At 36.3% G+C, this 20665-nt stretch carries 16 protein-coding genes; 7 read left to right on the top strand and 9 right to left on the bottom strand.

All coding sequences use genetic code 11. The features are described from left to right. Positions 1 to 19: 19 nt before the first annotated feature. On the bottom strand, positions 20 to 1012 hold the full coding sequence (locus tag A3EM_RS0120440) for a glycoside hydrolase family 43 protein (RefSeq protein WP_083925280.1): 993 nt from the start codon (positions 1010 to 1012) through the stop codon (positions 20 to 22). Between the two features lie 215 nt (positions 1013 to 1227). Here A3EM_RS0120440 and A3EM_RS0120435 point away from each other — a divergent pair, with 215 nt between their 5' ends. Beyond that, positions 1228 to 2271 (top strand): pectin acetylesterase-family hydrolase, encoded by a 1044-nt coding sequence (locus A3EM_RS0120435; protein ID WP_020530107.1) that lies wholly within the window; start codon positions 1228 to 1230, stop codon positions 2269 to 2271. A gap of 189 nt (positions 2272 to 2460) precedes the next feature. On the opposite strand, the gene A3EM_RS0120430 is transcribed toward A3EM_RS0120435, so the two are convergent. From A3EM_RS0120430 to A3EM_RS0120415, 4 genes are all read right to left on the bottom strand, one after another. Beyond that, positions 2461 to 3987 carry a RagB/SusD family nutrient uptake outer membrane protein gene (locus A3EM_RS0120430; protein ID WP_026210452.1) on the bottom strand — a complete coding sequence of 509 codons (1527 nt, stop codon included), beginning with the start codon at positions 3985 to 3987 and terminating at the stop codon, positions 2461 to 2463. A 43-nt stretch (positions 3988 to 4030) separates the two neighbouring features. Further along, a complete protein-coding gene (locus A3EM_RS0120425; protein ID WP_157637998.1) occupies positions 4031 to 7423 on the bottom strand; it encodes a SusC/RagA family TonB-linked outer membrane protein in 3393 nt (1130 codons plus the stop codon). A gap of 203 nt (positions 7424 to 7626) precedes the next feature. Then, complete coding sequence (locus tag A3EM_RS0120420; RefSeq protein ID WP_020530104.1) at positions 7627 to 8670, bottom strand: FecR family protein; 1044 nt, start codon at positions 8668 to 8670, stop codon at positions 7627 to 7629. Between the two features lie 146 nt (positions 8671 to 8816). After that, complete coding sequence (locus A3EM_RS0120415) at positions 8817 to 9413, bottom strand: RNA polymerase sigma-70 factor (RefSeq protein ID WP_020530103.1); 597 nt, start codon at positions 9411 to 9413, stop codon at positions 8817 to 8819. Positions 9414 to 9562: 149 nt separating this feature from the next. Here A3EM_RS0120415 and A3EM_RS0120410 point away from each other — a divergent pair, with 149 nt between their 5' ends. Together A3EM_RS0120410 and A3EM_RS0120405 are read left to right on the top strand one after the other, a co-directional pair. Beyond that, positions 9563 to 10423 (top strand): helix-turn-helix domain-containing protein, encoded by an 861-nt coding sequence (locus tag A3EM_RS0120410; protein WP_020530102.1) that lies wholly within the window; start codon positions 9563 to 9565, stop codon positions 10421 to 10423. Positions 10424 to 10517: 94 nt separating this feature from the next. After that, positions 10518 to 11003, top strand: coding sequence for a hypothetical protein (locus tag A3EM_RS0120405; RefSeq protein WP_157637997.1), 486 nt, complete (start codon positions 10518 to 10520; stop codon positions 11001 to 11003). A 71-nt stretch (positions 11004 to 11074) separates the two neighbouring features. Here the strand turns inward: A3EM_RS0120405 and A3EM_RS0120400 are convergent, their stop codons facing one another. Next, positions 11075 to 11917 carry a tetratricopeptide repeat protein gene (locus tag A3EM_RS0120400; protein ID WP_020530100.1) on the bottom strand — a complete coding sequence of 281 codons (843 nt, stop codon included), beginning with the start codon at positions 11915 to 11917 and terminating at the stop codon, positions 11075 to 11077. 1 nt (position 11918) lies between these two features. Here A3EM_RS0120400 and A3EM_RS0120395 point away from each other — a divergent pair, with 1 nt between their 5' ends. Then, a complete protein-coding gene (locus A3EM_RS0120395; RefSeq protein WP_020530099.1) occupies positions 11919 to 12197 on the top strand; it encodes a hypothetical protein in 279 nt (92 codons plus the stop codon). Positions 12198 to 12449: 252 nt separating this feature from the next. Here the strand turns inward: A3EM_RS0120395 and A3EM_RS0120385 are convergent, their stop codons facing one another. Beyond that, positions 12450 to 12851, bottom strand: a complete 402-nt coding sequence (locus A3EM_RS0120385) for a hypothetical protein (protein ID WP_020530097.1) — start codon at positions 12849 to 12851, stop codon at positions 12450 to 12452. A gap of 190 nt (positions 12852 to 13041) precedes the next feature. Between A3EM_RS0120385 and A3EM_RS0120380 the strand changes: the two genes are divergently transcribed. Then, positions 13042 to 14028, top strand: a complete 987-nt coding sequence (locus tag A3EM_RS0120380) for a hypothetical protein (protein WP_020530096.1) — start codon at positions 13042 to 13044, stop codon at positions 14026 to 14028. A 10-nt stretch (positions 14029 to 14038) separates the two neighbouring features. Here the strand turns inward: A3EM_RS0120380 and A3EM_RS0120375 are convergent, their stop codons facing one another. Both A3EM_RS0120375 and A3EM_RS0120370 read right to left on the bottom strand, forming a co-directional pair. Next, positions 14039 to 14680 (bottom strand): response regulator transcription factor, encoded by a 642-nt coding sequence (locus A3EM_RS0120375; protein ID WP_020530095.1) that lies wholly within the window; start codon positions 14678 to 14680, stop codon positions 14039 to 14041. A gap of 13 nt (positions 14681 to 14693) precedes the next feature. Next, on the bottom strand, positions 14694 to 16658 hold the full coding sequence (locus A3EM_RS0120370; protein WP_020530094.1) for a tetratricopeptide repeat-containing sensor histidine kinase: 1965 nt from the start codon (positions 16656 to 16658) through the stop codon (positions 14694 to 14696). A gap of 386 nt (positions 16659 to 17044) precedes the next feature. On the opposite strand from A3EM_RS0120370, the gene A3EM_RS0120360 reads away from it, so the two are divergent. Together A3EM_RS0120360 and A3EM_RS0120355 are read left to right on the top strand one after the other, a co-directional pair. Beyond that, positions 17045 to 17368, top strand: coding sequence for a PadR family transcriptional regulator (locus A3EM_RS0120360; protein ID WP_020530093.1), 324 nt, complete (start codon positions 17045 to 17047; stop codon positions 17366 to 17368). 4 nt (positions 17369 to 17372) lie between these two features. Next, positions 17373 to 20057: an ABC transporter permease gene (locus A3EM_RS0120355; protein ID WP_020530092.1), complete on the top strand. Its 2685-nt coding sequence runs from the start codon at positions 17373 to 17375 to the stop codon at positions 20055 to 20057. Positions 20058 to 20665 lie beyond the last annotated feature (608 nt).

The following is a 20665-nucleotide window of genomic DNA, read 5'->3' as shown; positions in this document are numbered from 1 at the left end:
AAAAATTACTGATATTCATTTAATCTTTGAGGATAAGGGCCCCATTTCTTTCGTCAATTTCAAAAAGTCGGGCTCTTTCTTCCGGAGAAGAGTTTGGCTGGTGAAAAACCAGCATTAATTTACCTTCGAAAGTCTTAAAAACCATTCCGTGCCCTCCATTGCTGGCAAAAAGAGGCTGGTCGATTTGTTTCCATGGTCCGGCTATTTTTCCAAAGGAGGAAAGAGCCATGCCAATGGCATATTTATTCAACCCAAAGCTGGACCAGATCATTAATAATTCCCCATTTTGTAATTTGTAAAGGAAAGGTCCGTCCGTTACCCAGCCATCATATTTCATCCCAAGGTCTTTCATACTTTTTGCCCATTTTGCTTCAGAAGTTTTGAAAAGGGTTTTAGGTTTCCCGATTTTTCTGGACAAATCTGCTTTCAGTTTTAATAATTCCATTGTGCCATCATGCACCTGAACCCATTCATGACAAAAAATCATATAAGGAATTCCATCCTCTTCATACAGAGTTCCATCCAATGCCATCCAGTTTTCCGGGGTGTGGGGTTTGTTAGCAAATGGTTTAAATGGACCTTCAGGATGATTGGCTACTAAAATTTGCGTGCCTCTTTTATATTTGGGAGGAATTTTTCTTTGGGGATTTACTTTAAAATTGAGTGTATCATGGGAAGTAAAAGTGACCAATAAGTAATATTTGTTTTTATAGAAATGTACTTCAGGAGCCCAAACCATGTTTTTAGCCCAAAAATTTTCAGGCACTTCAAACACTGAAACTGGACCTTCCCAATTTACCAGGTCTGTACTTTTATACACTTCCACTCCCTTAACATCATCTTTTTTGCCGATCCTGTTATCCATCTGAGCATACATATAATAGTATCCCGAGCTTTTATGCGGGAGGATAAATGGATCTCTAATTCTAATTTCTGACAATGTGGTTTTAGATTGCCCAAAAACAGAAAAGGGCATGCAAAACAGAAGACAGGAATAAAGAATGAATTTCATCTGACAAATAAGTTAAAGCCGGTTAATTGTCGGTAAAACTACCGAATATCTAAAAATGGCCTTTGTCTATTCATCCGAATAAATTGCTCATTATGTGAATAACTAAACTTTCAATTGTAGAAAATTTGCTTAATTTAATTATAGGGGTATTAATTTTTGTTTTATTTATATTCACTGTACAGAACCAATTTTTTTGATATTTATAAAATCAACTTATGTCAGTGAAATACCAAACAACCAGTTTAATAATTATGTTAGGGCTTTTGCTCTTTAGTTGTTCCCCCAATAAGTCACTTTTTAAAAGGTATGGAGAAATTACCCCAGTGAGCACTAAGGAAAACGCTAAGTTTGCAAGTTGGCAAAACTTCTACTTTTCACCAGAAGATTGCAAGTGTGTAAATGGTGGAGCGTATTTTATTGCCATTAAAGACGCTCCCTCACAAACCGGAAATTTAATGATTTCGCTTCAGGGTGGAGGAGCATGTTGGCCTGGATTGTTACGGTGCAAACAAACAACTATAGAAAATGATGTTCGAATTTCAAATTTTACAAGTCAACTGGATGAAAGGTTAGCCGAAGATTGGAATAAGGTTGTAATCCCGTATTGTGATGGTTCGATTTATATGGGTGACTCAGAAAAAGATTATGACTCTGATTATGAGATTGATCATTGGCATAATGGACTTAAAATAAGTGTTGCGGCAATAAAACTAGTTAAGGAAAAATATCCAAATATCTCAATAATTTTCCTTACAGGGTGTAGCGCAGGTGGATATGGAACGATTATCCAATTACGGCTTATTAGAGAACTTTATCCCAAGACATCAATATTTGTACTTAATGAAAGTGGCCCAGGACTATTAAGGCCGGATCAAAAATTTTGGGAAATGATTGTTAAGTCCTGGAATTTTAATCAACTCGTTCCTAAAAATTGTGAAAAATGTAAGGGGCAACTTATTTATTGGTATCAGGACATGCTTAAAGATCCTAAAATAAAGATAGGGCTTTATTCTGCATATATGGATGAGGTTATTGGTCAAAAATTCCTTAATCTGGAACCTGAAGGCTATAAATCATTACTTCTTAGTACCTCAGATGATTTAAACTCAAAATACCCAAACCAATTTAAGCGGTTTTTCATCAATGGAAATTCACATTGTGTTAAGGATCGTGATTATCAGGTAAATGGAATAAAATATTGGGATTGGGTTTTAGCCTTTATTAATGAGCAAGAAAATTGGAAAGACATTCTGGAATAAATTTTATCATATAAAGATATATGGCCGCCTGCTAAAAGTTCTCAGTATGTATTGATTTCTTTTGGGAAATTTTAATTTTATATCCCAATTATGCTTAAAGAAAAACGAGTTATTTGAATTGCATAAGTGCGTTTAATAAAAGGACGTTTATCCGGTTATTATCTGCACTTATGCAATTCATAATTAAAATTACCAGCCTTGGTTTTGTATCAACACACCCTTACTGGCTTCGATCTCATGTGGAGGAATTGGCCACACATGGTGAACGGAAGGGTCAAATTGTGGTCTGGCTGGCCAAACCTCAGAATTATCATGTGCGTGAAGAGGCTTGTGATAAGCTTCTTCAGCATCTCCCCATCTGATTAAATCAAAATGCCTGTCACTCCATTCTCCTGCAAGTTCACATCTTCTTTCATGTTTTAAATCTACCATGGTAGCACCTGAAACTGGCTTTAATCCAGCCCTTTTTCTAACCATATTCAGAGGTTCATCGCCATTTTTCCCATCAGCTATCAACGCTTCTGCTTTAATTAATAATACTTCAGCATAGCGCATTAAAGGGACATTTAGGTCACATGTTGGTTTATCCCCATTCGGGTTAACTCTTGCTTTATCGCTAAATGGCTCGGTATATTTACCAAACATGTAGCCTGTCACATTATTGGAGGTTTGTGTCCAGGTAAAGTCTTCCCCAAAATAATTGAATACAGTTCCTTCCTTGAAGATAGTAAAATCCCTTCTTGCATCATCAGCTTCGTATTCATCATACAATTCTTTAGTAGGTTGATAATATCCCCAGCCATTGTATTTTCCCCATCCTTTATTTTCGAACATTACACCAGGTAAAATACTTCCTGTTTGGGTATTGGAAACTACAGACCAAATGTATTCGCTGCTCCAATTGTTGGCTGATGTGAAAACTGCTTTAAAATCTTCATTGGGGTTTCCAGTATTAATTAAGGCATGTTCTCCTGAATTAATGACTTTATCGGCAGCCTCAACAGCTTTTGCATATTTTGATGGATCGTGTTGTGCCCAATAAAGATATGTTTTTGCCAGAAAAGCGTTGGCGGCATGCTTATGGGCTCTTCCTCTATCCATGGGACCAAATTCATTAAAAACGGGTAATAATTCTGCTGCTTTTTCAAATTCCCCTTCAATGTATTCGTAATTGATCATTACATTTTCAACTCTGGGTAAATTAAATTCCAAAAGATTTTCCCGGTCGATGATGGGAATACCTGCAGCTTTGTCCCCATACCTATAAGCTAAGTCAAGATACATTAAACCAGAAAAGAAATAAGCCTCACCCATTGCCCTGTTTTTCACTTCCTGGTCTACACCTTCTATTAAGGGAGCATTTACGATAATGTCATTTGCTCTCTTTATGATCTTATATTTATTTGCCCAGATATTTCTGGTATATCCCTCATTACCGGTACAAATAAAGTTTTTCATTTTATCTGGATCGGCCTTAACTCTACCAGTTACCATATCATCACTTACATTAATAAACCAGAAGAACCCTCTTCCATACATGTCATCCCAGGTAAGTGGTTCATACATTGAATTTACTGCAGCGATTAAATCAGCTTCAGTCTTCCAGAAATTATCAGAAGAAGGGGCGCCTTGTGGAGTAAGTTCCAAAAAATCCTCACTGCAGCTATTGCAAAAGAGCAACAAAATTATGACCGGGATATATTTAATATATTTCATTTTATTTCTTTTTTGAATTGAAAAAATTGACATTTTGCCACGATTAGAAAGAGAGGTTTAAACCAAAAATGTAACTTTTAGCTTGTGGGTACCTACCCATATCAATTCCACGGTCGGCAATGACCTCAGGGTCCATACCAGAGTAGTTGGAGAAGGTAAGCAGGTTGGTTCCTGTAAAGTAAAACCTAAGCTTTTGAACATTAATTTTGTTGATTAATGCTGTGGGTAGTGAATAACCGATTGTCAGGTTTTTAAGCCTTAGATAGGAAGCATCTTCCAGGTACCAATCAGATTCTGTTCCGAAATTATTATTATCATCTTTTACTGATAATCTTGGAATATCCGAACCTGTATTGTCAGCAGACCATGCATCTTTCACATCCACAAGCATGTTGTATCCCTGAGTGGGCTTAAGCGTAGAAAATTTAAGTCCATTAAATACTTTAATGTTATCAACTCCCTGGAAAAACATGGTGAAATCAAAGTTTTTATACCCCAACATGGCATTAAATCCATAGGAAAGGTTAGGAAAAGCATTTCCTTTAAAAACTTTATCTTTTTCATCCAATACACCATCCCCGTTCTGATCTACAAATTTTAAATCCCCAGGTTGAGCTAATGGTTGGATTAATTTTCCTTCGCTTGATACATGGCTATTTATTTCGGCTTCATTTTGGAAAATCCCCGCATTTTCATACAAATAAAAAGAATACAATGGCTGACCAACCTCACTTCTCAATGGTTGTAAAATTCCCCTTACATTATTACCATGTGGAATTCCTCCTTCATAGTTCTCTCCAAGAGAAATAACCTTATTTTTTATGGAAGCCAGGTTAGCCGAAAATTCATACTTAAATGATTTGGAAAGTTCTTTATAGCCTAATGTAAGTTCCCATCCTTTGTTTTCTACTTTACCCACATTTTCATAGGGAGAATTACTCACACCAGCTGTACCAGTAAGTGGAATTGCCAGGATCATATCATCTGTTTCTTTCACAAAATAATCTGCCATTAAGGAAACTTTGTTTCCAAAAAGCTGAGCATCGATACCGAAATCCGTTTGTACGGTGGTTTCCCATTGTAAATCAGGATTTACAAGCCCATTAATAGCATAACCGAAGTAATTGTCATAGGATGCAGGATCTCCTAAAAGTGCCCTGGTTCTGGAAAGACTAATGGAAGTGGCATAATTACCCAATGGACCTAAATTTCCAATTTTGCCCCAGCTACCTCTTAATTTTAAATCATTGATGAATGAGATATCTTCCATGAAAGCTTCATTCGAAATTCTCCATCCTGCTGATACAGAAGGGAAAGTTCCATATCGGTTGTCCTTATTTAGTTTTGAAGTGCCATCTCTTCTTACAATGGCCGAAACAAGATATTTATCCTTAAAAGAATAGTTCACTCTGGCTAATACAGAAACAAGCCTGTTTTCTCCTCTACCTCCATTTGGTGTATTGAAAGGTCCGGTGGCATTTGGGAAATACCTCAGGTTTTCATCCTCACTTTCAAATCCTCTTGCTGACATACTGAAAAATTCACTTTCATTTTTTTGAACAGTATAACCAGCCAAAACATCAAATAAATGATCCTTTCCAAGATATTTTTTATAAGAAAGTGTATTTTCAAGTATAAGAGAATTTGAAATACTATTGGACTGTTCCAGTTCATTAAAATCGAAAATCTTTCCTGGTTCCAGGATTTTGCTTGTAAAATTTTTACTGGAAGAATTTACCCTGGTCAGACCTGCATTTAGTTTATAATGTAATCCTTCAATGATTTCATAATCGATGAAAAAATTTCCGGATAATGTAGTGCTTGGTCTCCTGTTATCTAATCGATGTAAATAGGCAACCGGGTTAATTAAATCCCCATAAGAACCAGCATATGTCAGGTTATCTCTTGGAGTTACTCCTCCATAAAGTCCAGCCGCCTGATCTTCCCAAACTACTGCACTCGGGGGATAATACAATGCTGTAATAATGGCTCCTGTATAACCTGAAGTAGTATTTACACCATAATTACCATTGGTAAAAGCCAAAGAGAAATTTTCTCCAATCTGGAGATTTTCCCGCAATTTGTGTGTAGAATTTAATCTGATTGAAATCCTCTCAGATTCAGTATTAAGTAGTGTTCCTTCAATTTTTCTATATCCAAGAGCGGTGTAAAATGTACTTTTTTTATTTCCTCCACTAAGGGCCAGATCATAGTTTTGCATTTTCCCTTTTTGGAAAATTTCATCCATCCAGTTTGTCCTGGTTACAAGCCCATAGGGATTTTTATCTGGGTCAATATAATCTCTTGCAGGATTATCCATAGCCAGATCAGCATTATCAAAGGCAGTATTCATAATATCTGCATATTCCTGTGCATCTAGAGGTGTTAAGGTTTTACCTACTTCCTGGAAACCCAAATAGGAATTGAAGGAAACATTCATTTTACCTTCTTCTCCTTTTTTTGTTTCAATTAATATGACCCCGGAAGCAGCTCTTACTCCATATATTGCAGCGGAAGAAGCATCTTTCAACACAGTCATGGAGGCTATATTATCTGGGTTGGGTACAGCTCCGCCAATTACACCATCCACCACATAAAGTGGACCTTCACTGGAAAGGGTACCTACTCCTCTAATCCAAATTAGCGGATTAGCCGTTGGATCACCTCCATCATTGATTACCGTTACACCAGCCACGTTGCCTTGCAAAACCTGACCTACATTATTGATAGGACGATTGGCAATTTCCTTTACTGACTTTACATCTTCCACAGCTCCGGTTACATCTTTTTTGGTAGATTTTCCATAACCTACAATTAATACTTCCTGTAACTCTTGTAGATCGGGAATTAATTTAATTTCAAAATTTGTTTGTCCTTCAATGGGTATTTCCTGAGATTCATAGCCCAGAAAGGTGACTAAAATCGTTGCATTTTCCGGAACTGATAATTTAAAATCACCATTCATATCCGATATTGTTCCTGTTGATTGGCCTTTTACCAGAATACTTGCTCCGGGGATAGCTTCATTATTGGTACCATCAAGGATACTACCTGAAATAATAACCTCTTGTAGGGAAGTAACAAGTGGCTGTTTATGGATAGATTTTCCTTTATGCCTTCTCACCACAATCTGCTCATTTATCCTTTTAAATTCTAATTTGGCTTCTTTGGCAATTTTGATAAGGATCCGTTCAAGCGTTTCATTTTCTGAATCAATATTTACCTTTGTTTTTAATGGAATCCCTCTGTGGGCGTAAGAAAACCTGAAGTTTGTCTGATCTTCAATGATCCCAAAGGACTCTTTTAAGGAAATATCACCTGCATTAATATTCAAAACCACTTCCTTTAGTTTTTGGGCCTTCAGCTCATCTGAGGCAAAAACAAAGGAAAAGAGTAAAGACTGAAGAACCAGTCCAAAAATTAGGTTCCTTGACATTATTAATAGTTTCTTGATAAAGTTTTTTTTCATAATTTTAAAGCTTAAATGAAACATGAAGTTTTGTTTAAAAAATCTAAACCTTTCCAGCATCCGTTGCGCCACAATTGATTGCTGGATTAGGTTTAAGAAATGATGGGATATCTTTCAGGTATCCCTTTTTTATTGGTTTTTAATCATAGGCAATTCTTTTATGTAATATTTCAGGGACATCCATTTCCACTTAAAATAATTATCCCATCTTCGTTTGTTGAATAGTGGAGAGAAGTCGCATATTTAAGGACCTCCAATACATTGTTTAATGGTTCATTTTGGAATGATGCTTTTATCAGACAATTTTTGAGCTGATGGTTTTGAAAGATGATTTCCACTCCATACCAGTTCTCCAAAACCTCAGTAATTTTTCCTAGTGGTTCATTGTTAAATATCAGTATATTGTCCTTCCAGGAGATAAAGCTGGTCAAGTCTGTTTTTGATTTTATGTTGCCTGTTGAATTTGTTTTATTAAAAATGAACTGGTCGGAAGGGGTAAGTAAAACAGGCACGGCTTTATTGTTTTGTTCTTTGTTATACACAGCTACACTTCCCTCCACTAAGGATACATAGATGTCATGTTCGCCTTCATAGGCCCTTACATTAAAAACAGTTCCTAAAACCTTGGTCCGAATATTATTGGTGATGACCACAAAAGGTTTCTCGGGATTTTTAGCCACTTCAAAAAAAGCTTCACCTTCCAGGAAAACTTCTCTCACATCATTTTGCGCAAAATCTTCTCTAAAGCGAATTTTACTATTTGAATTGACTTTAATTTTGCTTCCATCTGGCATGGAATAAGTAGCTCTCATTCCCTTTGGAACTGATTTTTCTGTCCATACCACCTCAGCTTCTGGAGTTGTATAATATTTTGGAAGGATAATAAAAGTGGAAATGAGTAAAAAGGAAATAGAGGCTGCAACCAAAATTGTCTGATAAATTTTTTTGGAGACCTTTAGTTTTTTTACTTTTCCATTTTGATTTTTCTCCTTAAGCTGTTGTTGTAATAACTTTGATTTAAGTTTAGCTTTCCCAAGTTCTAAATCGTATTTTGAAGGTAGTCTTTTATGCTTTAACCAGATGGCACTGGCTTGTTCAAAAAGTTGTTCGGCTTCCTCATCAGCATTTAGGAAGGTCTGTAACTCTTCCATTTCCGATTCTGAAGCTTCATTTGATAAATACTTTGTAATTAATTCCCAGATTCTTTCTTCCATATTATATGCATTTTCACTGTAATGACAGCAAAAAATGCAAACACCTACTATCCCTCCTTGTAAACAAAATATGAACTAATTATAGGCTTTTTATGAACTGGATTTTCGGTTTTTCACCTGGCTTTTTTAAGGATAAATACGGATAATTAAATTAAACCTAACAGCAAAACAGGGAATAAAACCATTTGCTTAAGGAGTAAGTATGATTTTTCAATCAGGAATTTGTTGGCCTTAACCATCTGGTTTTGAACAGTATGTACGGAGATTGATAGTATTTCTGCAATCTCTTTATATTTAAATCCTTCTATTCGGTTCATGCGAAAAATTAACCTTCTTTGGGCAGGCATGGTATTTAACAATTTATTAATAGCCAAATTTAGTTCGGTGCATCCCAACATCGATTCCGCTTCATTTTCCACCTGAATTTTATGTTCTCCTCCTTCCAGGTCAATGAAGGAAATTTTTCTATGTTGTTTTAAATAATTGATGCTTTTATTTTTTACCGCCACAAATAAGTAGGATTTTACTCCCGTTTCAATTTGTATGGTTTTCCTTTTAGTCCACAACTCCAGGAACAAATCTGAAACGATTTCTTCAGCTAAATCAGAATTGGTCACAATGATTTCCGAAAATTCACAAAGGGGCTGATAATATTTTTCAAACAATTGCTCCAATCCCTGTTCATTTTCATTTTTTATGGCTTTAATGAGATTTAAATCTGATAGATTATTTTTAAGTTCCATGGTAGTGGGGTATATGCCTATATGATTTTCAAAATTATCAGACTTTAAACCACAAAATCGAATATTCGAGATTAAACAAATATGAATTTTGTTGCTTTCCTTTAGGTTTACCAAAATGAACTGAAAATTATTTAAAAACAGTTGATTGAATGATAAAAAACAGACAACATCTTGACCTGAATGGCAGAACAGTTATTGAAAAACTAAAAGTCCTGCCGCCATTACGTCAAAACCCTGTTTTTCAGGATGAAGCATGTTTTTTATATTTCAATGAAGGGGGTACTCATATTTCAGCTCCTACAGAAAAAATTACAATTAAACAGAGTGAAAGTGTTTTATTAAAATGCGGAACCTACTTTGCAGATCTTTTTCAAAGTAGTGTTTCTGGTATTTGTGAAGTATGTGTGATTCATTTTTTTCCTGATATTCTTGAAAGAATATTTAAAGAGGAGATTCCTTTTTTTGTGAAACAACAAAAACCCGGCAAATATACCTACGGCCTTTCTCAGAAAAATGTCATTGATCACTTTATTAAGAGTCTTGACTTTTATTTTGACAATCCTGAATTGGCCAAAGAAGAAATTCTCTACCTCAAAATTAAAGAACTAATTTTGCTTTTGCTGCATACCGAAGCCGCTGAAACCATCCTGGAGCTATATAGTTTTTTATTCACTCCGCAAAAAGCAAATATTTCCGATGTCATCGAATCCCATCTGTATGCTAACCTGAGTCTTGAGCAGATGGCATTTCTGGCAGGTCAAAGTCTTTCTACTTTTAAGAGGAAATTTAAGAAACATTTTAATGATACTCCAGCCAACTACATTCGCAATAAGCGGATGAAAAAAGCAGGAGATTTGCTGAAACATTCTTCACTTACCATAAGTGAAATCAGCTTTCAGGTCGGTTATGAAGACAGTTCCTATTTCTCGAGATTGTTTCAACAGAAATTTAAAATTTTGCCTTCTGAATACAGGAAAGCCAATCAAAAACCAACTATTCCCACACACTGAGCCATAAGTCCTGTTTTCTGGCCTTTTCCCCACAGTTCCAAGGAATCCCAGGACAATAGCTTTGTTCCAGAGATTCACCTTTAAAGAAATTGATATGGATTCTTTAGTTGTATTAGGGGTACAGTGCACCTTTAGCCTGCTGGTATTTTTTCTAATTATCAAATGGTATGTCATTCCTGAAATTAACCAGGAAAACAAGTTTAATGTTTTGGCAATTTTACTTCTGGTAAACGTATTTCGATATTTACCACTTTCTTTATTTATGCCAGGGCAGGTTTCCCCTGATTTCCCTCCTTATTTAAAAGAGATAGTAGCTCATGGAGATTTCCTTTCAGGCCTGTTGGCTTTGATTGCATTGCTTTTGCTCAAATCTAAAAAAAGGTCTGCCATTGGGTTTACCTGGCTTTTTTCTGCAGTAAGTATTATTGATATGGTTGTGGTACTGGCTTTGGCCATGAATGAAAAAGTTTATCAATTGTCACTGGGAGCCAATTATTTTACGGTCTCGGTTTATGTACCACTGTTAATCGTGGTCCAGGGAATGATCCTGAAGATTCTTTTGACTAAGGTATACCGATGAATTTAATTATTAAAGGTAGAAATTTTGCACCCGAGTAATGATAGAACCTTACAGATATTTCATTTTACTTTTTAATTTAAATTTTTAATCCCAGTAGTTTCATGTTTGTAAAAAACTTCTTCCTGCACTTTATTTCTCAGATGATTTAGCTTGTTTTGATCTTCCTCAGTGAGTGCTGTATCACTGTACTTCATAATTTGCAAGGTGCCCAAATGACTCAATTCGTTATAAGGCGTTTGTTTGGCTGCCATGTCCTCAAATACACGTAAATCGTGATGGGCCACCTCTCGTTTCTTACTACATTTTATACTCAGGTATTTGATGGCGTCTTCAATATAGCCTTCCTTTATGTAGGATGAATGTATAACTGAGGACCACTTGACATAACTATCATTATCTTCTGCAATTACCGGGTAGTCAAAAAGGATTTCTTTATAGGCTTTGATAGCTTCTTCATATCTTTCTAATTTAAATAAGGAAAAGGCCCAACGTGCTCCATAAACATCATCGAACAACCTGGGAGCGTGTGTTTTTAGTTTTTCATATAGTACAATCACTTTTTCAAACTCTTTTGCATCAAAGGCATGATGGAAGGCCTGTGCATAATTCACAGCTGGTTTGTAACCCAGTTTAGCAACCTTAATAAAAGCTGCTGTGGCTTCCGAATAGCGTTTATAAATGCTCAAAACCTGGGCATTCACCAGATGATCAAGCGCATCTTTAGGCGCTGCAATCAGTGAGTTTTCAGAAAGCATTTCTACTTCTGTGGAAATATTGATACCTGTTTTTTGAGGATACCCCTCATGCATTAATAATTGCAGATAAAGTAAATATGTACCCTTCAGTGGCTGGTAATGATGAATGTGGGCCAGGTATTCATAGGCTTTGTCATAAGCCTGAATCTGATAAGCCATAGTGCTTGAAATTGAAAAAGGAGGTACGGATGAAACAGAACGCATGATATGGCCTCTGGCTCTGCAAATTTTGAAATTAGCCATTGCTAAGGTAGCTGAAGATAATTTAGGGAAGGAAGCGCTGAATGAATCAATTGATGGGATTCTTTTGAGAAATTCTGAAGATGCAACCGTGATACTAACGGATAAAACTTTAAACATCGCGTTTGATCTGAAAGCGGCAGGAAAGCACTTATGGAGTCCTGGCATATTGCAGGAGAAAATGGAGAAAACACTATAAACGTTAAAAATCAACACATTGGAAGACCAAATGTAGGGGGAGGAAGTGGAAATTGGGGAAGAAATCAGGGTGGTGTTACTCCATCATCCAGAAGTGTAGGTTTACTATGAATCTTTTAATTCGGGGACTGTTTACGGATATACAATGCAATTGCGAAAGGAGGTAGGTAATATAGAAATTAAAAGAGCCAAAAAGAAAATAAAAAAGGAGTTAGCAATTTGCCAACTCCTTCAGTTTGGTTGAACAGTGCGATTATAAAATGTTCATTAAGTAATCTTTTATTTGTGTGTCGTTAAAGAATCCGCTGTAGTGCCCACCAAAACTAGCCTTAATAGTGAATACACCATCTTTTACTTCCATGGTTTTGTTGGCTTCAGCATTTTCCTGCTCAATATTAGTAATAGCCAGTTGGTTAATACTTTCCTGAACCGCCTCTTTCCCCATATCGTCATTACAAACTTCACGGAAGGCATCGATAGATCTTTTTACGGCTACACCGGGTATAAATTTGATGGCATCAATATCCTTACTAAAGCTATCCCAATCCATTTCAATAGGAAGTTCTTTACCAACAATGTCATTTAATTCTTTTTGAAGATCACCCATATATTGATCTTTAATACCTTGAATCGCTTTTTTCTCTTGTAATCCCATAAATATATTTTTTTAATCTTTAGCACAAAGGTATGGCGCATTACGCTTCTGCCTTTAACCACTAGGGGTGAAAAGGTAAATTCACTGATTTCAGTGAGGAAGAAGTCCTTGTCTTCATGGATATTTAAATTTTGAATTGGAAGAAAGAATTGTTTTGGATAATTCGTTATTGAATTTAATTTAGAAGTATATGAAAATTCTTATCTGGGTTGGAGTTGGGTGGCTTGTCCTGGCGGTTACTCCCTTTTTATTATTGTTTTTAGGTATGGTTGCCATGCGGCTTTTTGCCATTTCGGAGAAAAAAGCTAAAAAGGAACTTACAGATTTCATTAATTCAGAATATGGTAATGCCTGGAGCATCACAAAGGCTACTCGCTTTTTCAATGAGGGGAATATGAATCCCAATATGTTTTATATGGAACTTAAAGCGAATACAGAACCGAAAGTGAAATTCGGTATTTACTGGGATGCCAAATTAAAGAAACCAAAAGGGAACTATGGAGATGATGATTACTCCTTTAATAGTCAGTACAAGCGTGCACTTGAAGATCATGCTCTGCATAAAGCCATCGAGAAAGCTATTGGGAATGAGGCCAAGCTGGAGCATATGGATTACTGGAAATTAAAAATTAATACAGATAAAAGTGAAGCGGACTTTATGCTGAAAATGGCTCGTACGATAGAAAATGTTATCCGAAGCTATAGCCCTAATTATGGTTCTGCCATGGATGTGATTTTCACTAGTGAAGTGGAGCCTGATGGTTTTTATAAAATCGAGATATCACTAAGTGAGCCCAAACCTAATTTGTATATCGATCTTAATACAGCTGCCAGTAATGGTAAATTGGATAGGATAAGGGTCGAATGCCTTGCTGCTTTGAAACCAGTTCTGGCTGAGGAAAATCCATTATTGGATTTAAATGATATTTTGGTGTCCACCTGGGTAAATCAGGAAAATGAGGAACAGTTCTATGGTGTACTGCAAGTCACCAGCCAGAAAGTGAAAGGTGATGAACGAATAGGTATGCAGCAATATGAAGGCCTAATGTTTTTTCATTTTAATATACTGGCAGGTCAGGTAACAGAAGGAAAATTTGAGAAAGCCGGAAAGAGTATCGCTAATGACCTGGAAGTACTGAATTCCCAGCTTCCAGATCATTACAAAAAGCCGGAATAGCCTCTTAATACTATTCCAGAATACCATTCTGAAGCGCAAATTTCACAGCGCCTGTTGTGGTTTTGGAGCCGGTTTTGAGCAGTATATTCTTACGATGCGTTTCTACGGTGTTGAGAGAAATAAATAGTTTCTCAGCAATCTCTTTGGAGGTGAATTCATCTGAAAGCAGTACTAAAATCTCTTTTTCTCTTTTAGAAAGTTTTACATGTTTGTGTTTTTTACGCTCAAAAACACTTTCCATGTAACGCTCTTTTACGGCTGCTCCATAGTGTTGTTCACCTGCTAATACATTTTGTACGGCAGTTTTTAACTCATCCTTATCCGCAAACTTGAGCAGATAGCCATCTGCTTCTTTTTTAATGACCTTATTGATGGTAAGATAGTCATCCAGCGCACTGAGCACAAAAAACTTGACATTGGGCCTGGTTTTCTTAACTTCTGTAAGCAGAACCAAACCATCCAATTTTGGCATATTTATATCACTAATGATCAGGTCGATATCATTAAATTTTCCCAGGTATTGCAATACCTGCTGTCCATCCGTGGCCAAATGGATTTTATTAATTTCTGGTAGTTCTGATAAAATGGCATGCAAACCATCGAGCAACATCACATGGTCATCTGCCAGAATAATATTAAATGTTTTAATCATAATCGTTTATATGCTAGCTGTGGTGAAGTGGTAAATTTATATTGATGGTAGTACCTCTTTTTCCTGTGTCGATATCCAGGGCGCCTTCCAGGTACTCCAATCTCTCTTTGATATTGCGCAGACCAATACCTGAAACTTTTTGCGAAGGCATGCCTCTGCCATTATCACTCACAACTACATTGATGTAATCCTCATGCTTTGTGATTTGCACTTCCCCTTCTGTGGCTTCTGCGTGTTTTAACATATTTGTGGTGAGTTCCTGTACTATACGGTAGATTTCTGCCAAAATGTTATCGGGAAGCTGATCAATTTCATTTTGAGGAAAAAACAGTGCTTCCAAAGTTGTCTTAGTCTCCTTACTTTTTTCCAGTAAAAATTGCTGTAGAAAATCGCTGAAGCCACTTTCGGAAAAAGCAGGCGGATGTAACTGATGTGAAATACCACGCAAATCCTTATATAATGTTTGGATGGTATATAGCATCTTTTGTAACCCCTTATCTTTCATTTGTTTGCTCATGAAATGCTCAAAGGAAATTTTTAAGCTGGCCAGGTCACTGGCTAAACCATCATGAATCTCCCTGGCGATACGTTTTCTTTCCTCCTGTTGCCCTTCGTTATACTTTTTGATGGCATCGAGTCGGTAATCTTTGATGAGCGTATTTATTTCCTGCTGGGCAATTTCTTCTTTCTGGATGCTAAGTTGTTTTTGTATACGCATGCGTTTAATGTAGGAGTGGCGCAAAAGTACCAGGGAGAGTAATACAAGTGCAAAACCAATAATAAAGGCATTTCGGAGCAGTGTTTGGCGCTTTATTTCCGATTGCGATTGGCTGAGTTGAGCTTCCTTTAAAGATTTTTCCTGCTCCAAAACGGTAATCTGAGTTTCTTTTAATTGCGTTTCATATTGCTGCTGCAGCTCGGCTAGATGCTTGTCTTTTTCCAGTGAGTTCAGGCTATCCTTGAGGCTATAGGCCTGAGATAAATGTTGAAAAGCCATTTTATACTGTTTATTGTCAGCATAAAGCCCGGATAAGTTGAGGTGTATGGCATCATGTAACTGAGAACCTTCTTTGATTTGCAGAGCTTGTTTGTAGAAACCAATAGCTTCTTGTGTTTGGTTGAGGTTTTTGCAGGCAACGCCCAGATCATTGAGCACGATCACCTGATCCTGAGGATAGCCGAGTTTTCGTAGCAAAGCATAGGTTTTTTGGAGCATGGGCAGCGCTTCCTTATACTTCTTTTCGGCAAGAAGCAGCTGCCCAAGGTTGATTCGTGCATTTGCCTCCTGCACTAAATTTTCTGTGGCCAGGCTATATTCAATTACTTTCCTGTAAAAGCTTCTTGCCGCCTCGTTCTTGCCCTGATTTTTGAAAATATTGGCCAGCGCAAAAAGGGTGGAAACCACTCCATCGGGGTAATTAGCCGCTTTGTAGGCCTCAGAAGCACGCTGTAAATTGTCAATAGCACTTTCGTACTTTTCCTGCTCAATGTAAATATTAGCAATGTTGCCATAAACATGGCCAATTTCGGTCTGATCTCCTTCGAGTTCTGCCATTTCCAGACACTTTACGTAGTAATCCATCGCTTGGATATTATCTCTCAGGTTTCTATAGGCCACAGCAAGCACATTATATACTGCCGACAAACCTTTTTCACGGCCGGCATCCTTAAGTGCCTTTGCCGATAAAAGTCCCTGTTCAATCGCTTTTTCGTTTTTCCCCTCTGCATTAAGTAAATAAGCCAAAAAATAATGCCCCCTCGCTTTGTACAGTTTTTTGTTATATTTGCTGCTGAGGGTAATTAATTCCCTCACACTTTTCTGTGCTTCGGCTGGGTTCTTATCTAAATTTTGCTTGTAAATCCCGAGGAGGCTGTCAAGCTGTTGGGTGACGATGCTATCCTGGGGAGCATCGCTCTGGGAGGCATTTGCTATAGTAATACTGATATATAAGGAAAGAATTATAGTAGTAATGCGCACGTTTATGGTATGAGGTTGCTGGTTTATTTATTTTTTAGGAGGCAAATCTAAACGCTTAGATAAAAAGAAAAAAACTATTAATTTGGGGTTATGATGCCTTCACAATTTTAACGTCAGTTTTGTATCCCCAGGTCATTATAAAGAAATTCTCAGTTTTCATCTGATATCAGGATTTAGTTTTAGTACTTTTTTAAAGTAATCCTTCTTTTGGGATTTTTCAGTTTATTTTATCTCTGGCAAGTTTGACCTGCCCTTTTTCAAAAACCTTTGCTGTATAATTCTTTCCGTTTAAATCATTCAAATTCGTAGTTATATATTTGTTTTACAAAAGTTGATTAAATTGCAGTAAATTTGTTTTACAAATATTGAACTAATACTTTTTACTCATGGGGAACCAGTTAGGAAATTTGGAAGAAATGATTTTATTGGTTGTAGCCATTATGAATGATCAGGCTTACGGAGTTAGCATTACGGATGAATATAATCAACAATCTGGAAATAATATTTCCCTGAGTGCGGTACACACCGTTTTACGAAGATTGGAAAAGAAAGGGTTAATTAAATCTGATATGGGAGGAGCAACTCAAGACAGGGGTGGAAGACGAAAACGCCTTTATAAAATTACCAGCTACGGATACAGCACACTAAAGGAAGTTCAACAGCACAGGGAACGGATGTGGCAACAAATTCCAAAAATTAGTTTTGGTTAAAATTATGGAGCAAAACAGTAAAAAAAACAGCCCTCCGGCCTGGGCCGACAACTTTCTGGAATGGTATTGTGCTCCGGAACTACTGGAAGAAGTTCAAGGAGATATTTATGAATTATTTCTAAGAAGATGTAAATCTGAAAATATCAAAAAAGCACGCTTCAAATTCATTTTGGATGTATTTCGATTCTTTAATTATTCAACAATAAAAGGTAACAGAACATTTTTTCGAATTAATCCCTCTACAGCTATGCTGAAAAATTACCTGAAAGTGTCCTTCCGGATACTTGTAAAAGAAAAATTATATACAACCGTCAATATTTCAGGGTTATCTATAGCACTTGCTTGTGCTATTCTTATTGCCTTATTTGTGAAAGACGAGTGGTCTTATGACAAATTCCACCAGGATTCGGATCAGATTTACAGGGCTTGGGTAAAAGAAGATCATGGAAATAATGAAATTTATTTTAATAGTACTACACCTATTGTGCTTGGCCAGACTATCCGGAATACCCTGCCAGAAGCCGCTCAGGTGGTAAGAATTGCCCAAATCAATACCCTGATCTCCAAAACAGATTTCAGTGACAATCAGCATGTACTTTTTGCAGAAAAGGGATTTTTCGAATTATTCAATTTTAAAGAAATTGATGGAGATAGAAATAATTTTCTGCTTCAGCCAGGAAATGTTATTCTGTCAGAAAAGGTATTAAAAAAATATTTTGGAGATGAAAAAGCATTGGGAAAACTGATTAATATCGATTTAAATGGAGAAAAAAAGCCGTTTAAAATTGTGGGAATAATCGAGGATGCACCAAGCAATTCCAGTATAACTTATGAGCTAATTATCCCTTATTCCAATTATGAAACTGGTGCATCTAGAAATGAATTGGAAAATTGGTATAGTGTATCGGTAGAAACCTACGTGAAAATTAATGAAAATAGTTCTCCTGACCTGATTTGCCATAAAATAGAGGGAACTATTAAATCTTTATTGGCAGATAATTATCCTCAAAATGGATATAGAGTTGGGCTGCAACCCCTAACAGATATTCATTTAAATAGTGAAATGCCGAGGGGGTTTGCAGAAGTGAGTGATGGAAAATACAGTTATATTTTAGGAACAATTGCCTTATTTATTCTAATTGTAGCCGCTATAAATTTTATGACTCTTTCAATTGGGAGATCGCTGAGCAGAGCAAAAGAAGTGGGAGTTCGAAAAAGTATAGGGGCGAAGCGGAAACAAATTGTGATGCAATATTGGACTGAAGCCCTTTTAACCACCTTTTTCGCTATGCTTTTTGGATTGTTTCTAGCTACACTCTGTCTACCATTATTCAATGGTTTTACTTCCAAACAATTGGAAATTGAACCTTCAATGGAAACTTTACTTATTATTCTGGGCATTTCCTCTTTTACGGGGCTCGTATCAGGAATTTATCCGGCATTAATCCTATCCAGGTTTACCCCAGCCACTGTTTTAAAAGGAAGCCTTGGTAAATTGGTTTCAGGGAAAGGCAATGATTCTTTCAGAAAAATTATGGTTAGTTTCCAGTTTGTGGTTTCTGTAATGCTGGTTTCGGGAACTTTGATCATAGGTGAACAATTGAGATTTATTCAGGATAAAAATTTAGGCTATAACAAAGAACACCTTTTGGTTATTCCCCAAAATATTAATGCAGGAGGTTTGTCTGATTTATTTAAAAATGGAAAAGCCAAAGGTCAGCAACTAAAAGAAGAAATACTTAAAATACCAGAAGTAAAAAATGCCTCTGTCAGTATGCATACCTTTAATCAAAATGGCTGGATGGAATTGGGTTACAAGGATGAAAATAATATCATGCAGTTTTTTAATTTTAATGTAGTGGATGAAGCCTTTTTGGAAACACATGATATTTCCCTCTTACAAGGTAGAAATTTTTCGGAAGAGATCTTAAGTGATCAAAAAAATGCCATGCTCATCAATGAAACGATGTCAAACACTTTTGGTTGGCATGTAGGTGACCGACCGAAGCAATTTCCTCAATATGAAGTTATTGGTATAGTAAAGGATTTTAATTTTATTTCACTTCATTCCTCTGTAAATCCAGTTATCCTGGCCATTAATCCATTTGGCATTTTTGAAAACATTTCCAATCATGAAAATAGTACTTCAATTGTCCCAAAAGTGACTTTAAAATTACAATCCAAAAATTTGGGAGAGACCCTAAGCAAGGTGGAAAACATATTTAACAAAATTCATCCTAACGATGTCTTTGAGTTCAACTTTGTAGATGAAGCACTTAGCCATATGTACCGGAAAGACAGACGAATCGCGGTGGTTCTTAATTATGTCACATTTCTGGGATTATTTATTGCCTGCCTTGGATTATTTGGCTTAATTACTTTGGTGGTTAATAAAAGAGCAAAAGAATTTGGAATTAGAAAAGTATTTGGAGCACCAATTTATTCAATATTAATTCAGATATCGAAAGAATTTGTCTGGATCGTCATTATTGCTTTATTAATAGCCACACCGATAACCTGGTGGTTAATGGAAAACTGGCTAATGGATTTTAGCTACAGGATTCAAATTAATCCGCTCATTTTTTTGCTGACCGGATTTATTATGCTGGTAATTACAGGCATCACTATAAGTTATCAGGCCATAAAGGCAGCAAAACTTAATCCAGTAAAATCCTTGAAAATGGAATAATAAGGGTCTGGTGTCATAGAGATTGAACATATTGTAAAATAACATAGCAAGAGCAAGCAAAAGCATTTGTTCCTCCCTGGCTATCAGTATTGATACTGCTGGTGTACCTTCTCAGTTTCCTGCGGAAGGTTACCACCAGTTCTCAAAAATCGTTTCCAAATCCGCAAAATTTCATATCACGGATAATCAACCAAACAATTAGTTGAATTTCAATTTAACATTTCTTTTTATTTTCAGGGTTATGGTAAAGCAATAAAACTGAGGAATAATCTAATGAATGCCTGATATTGGCTTTTCAGGCAAGTATGGAAGAATTATGGGAGACAGAAGATTTTCGAAACTCCTTAAAACAGTAATTGTTGGGCTGGGAATAATGCCTCTTTCCTAATAATTTGGAGAGGTTCCTATTAAAGTTTAAGAATAATTATTTTTGCTTTTAAACTTTTATATTTGAATGTCTATGTTGAGAAGTTTTGTTTTATGGCTAAATAGGAGCTACCCACAAAATTATCTAATCAAAAATCCTTATCGTGGAGCATTGGTTACAGCTATATTTAGTTTTATTTTTCTGGTTTTATATACTCCTCTTAACATTAATCCAAACCATT

The organism is Flexithrix dorotheae DSM 6795, from assembly GCF_000379765.1.
Taxonomy (GTDB): domain Bacteria; phylum Bacteroidota; class Bacteroidia; order Cytophagales; family Flammeovirgaceae; genus Flexithrix; species Flexithrix dorotheae.
The sequence above is the reverse complement of the archived record's forward strand: the minus strand, read 5'-3'. Positions and strand labels throughout refer to the sequence as shown.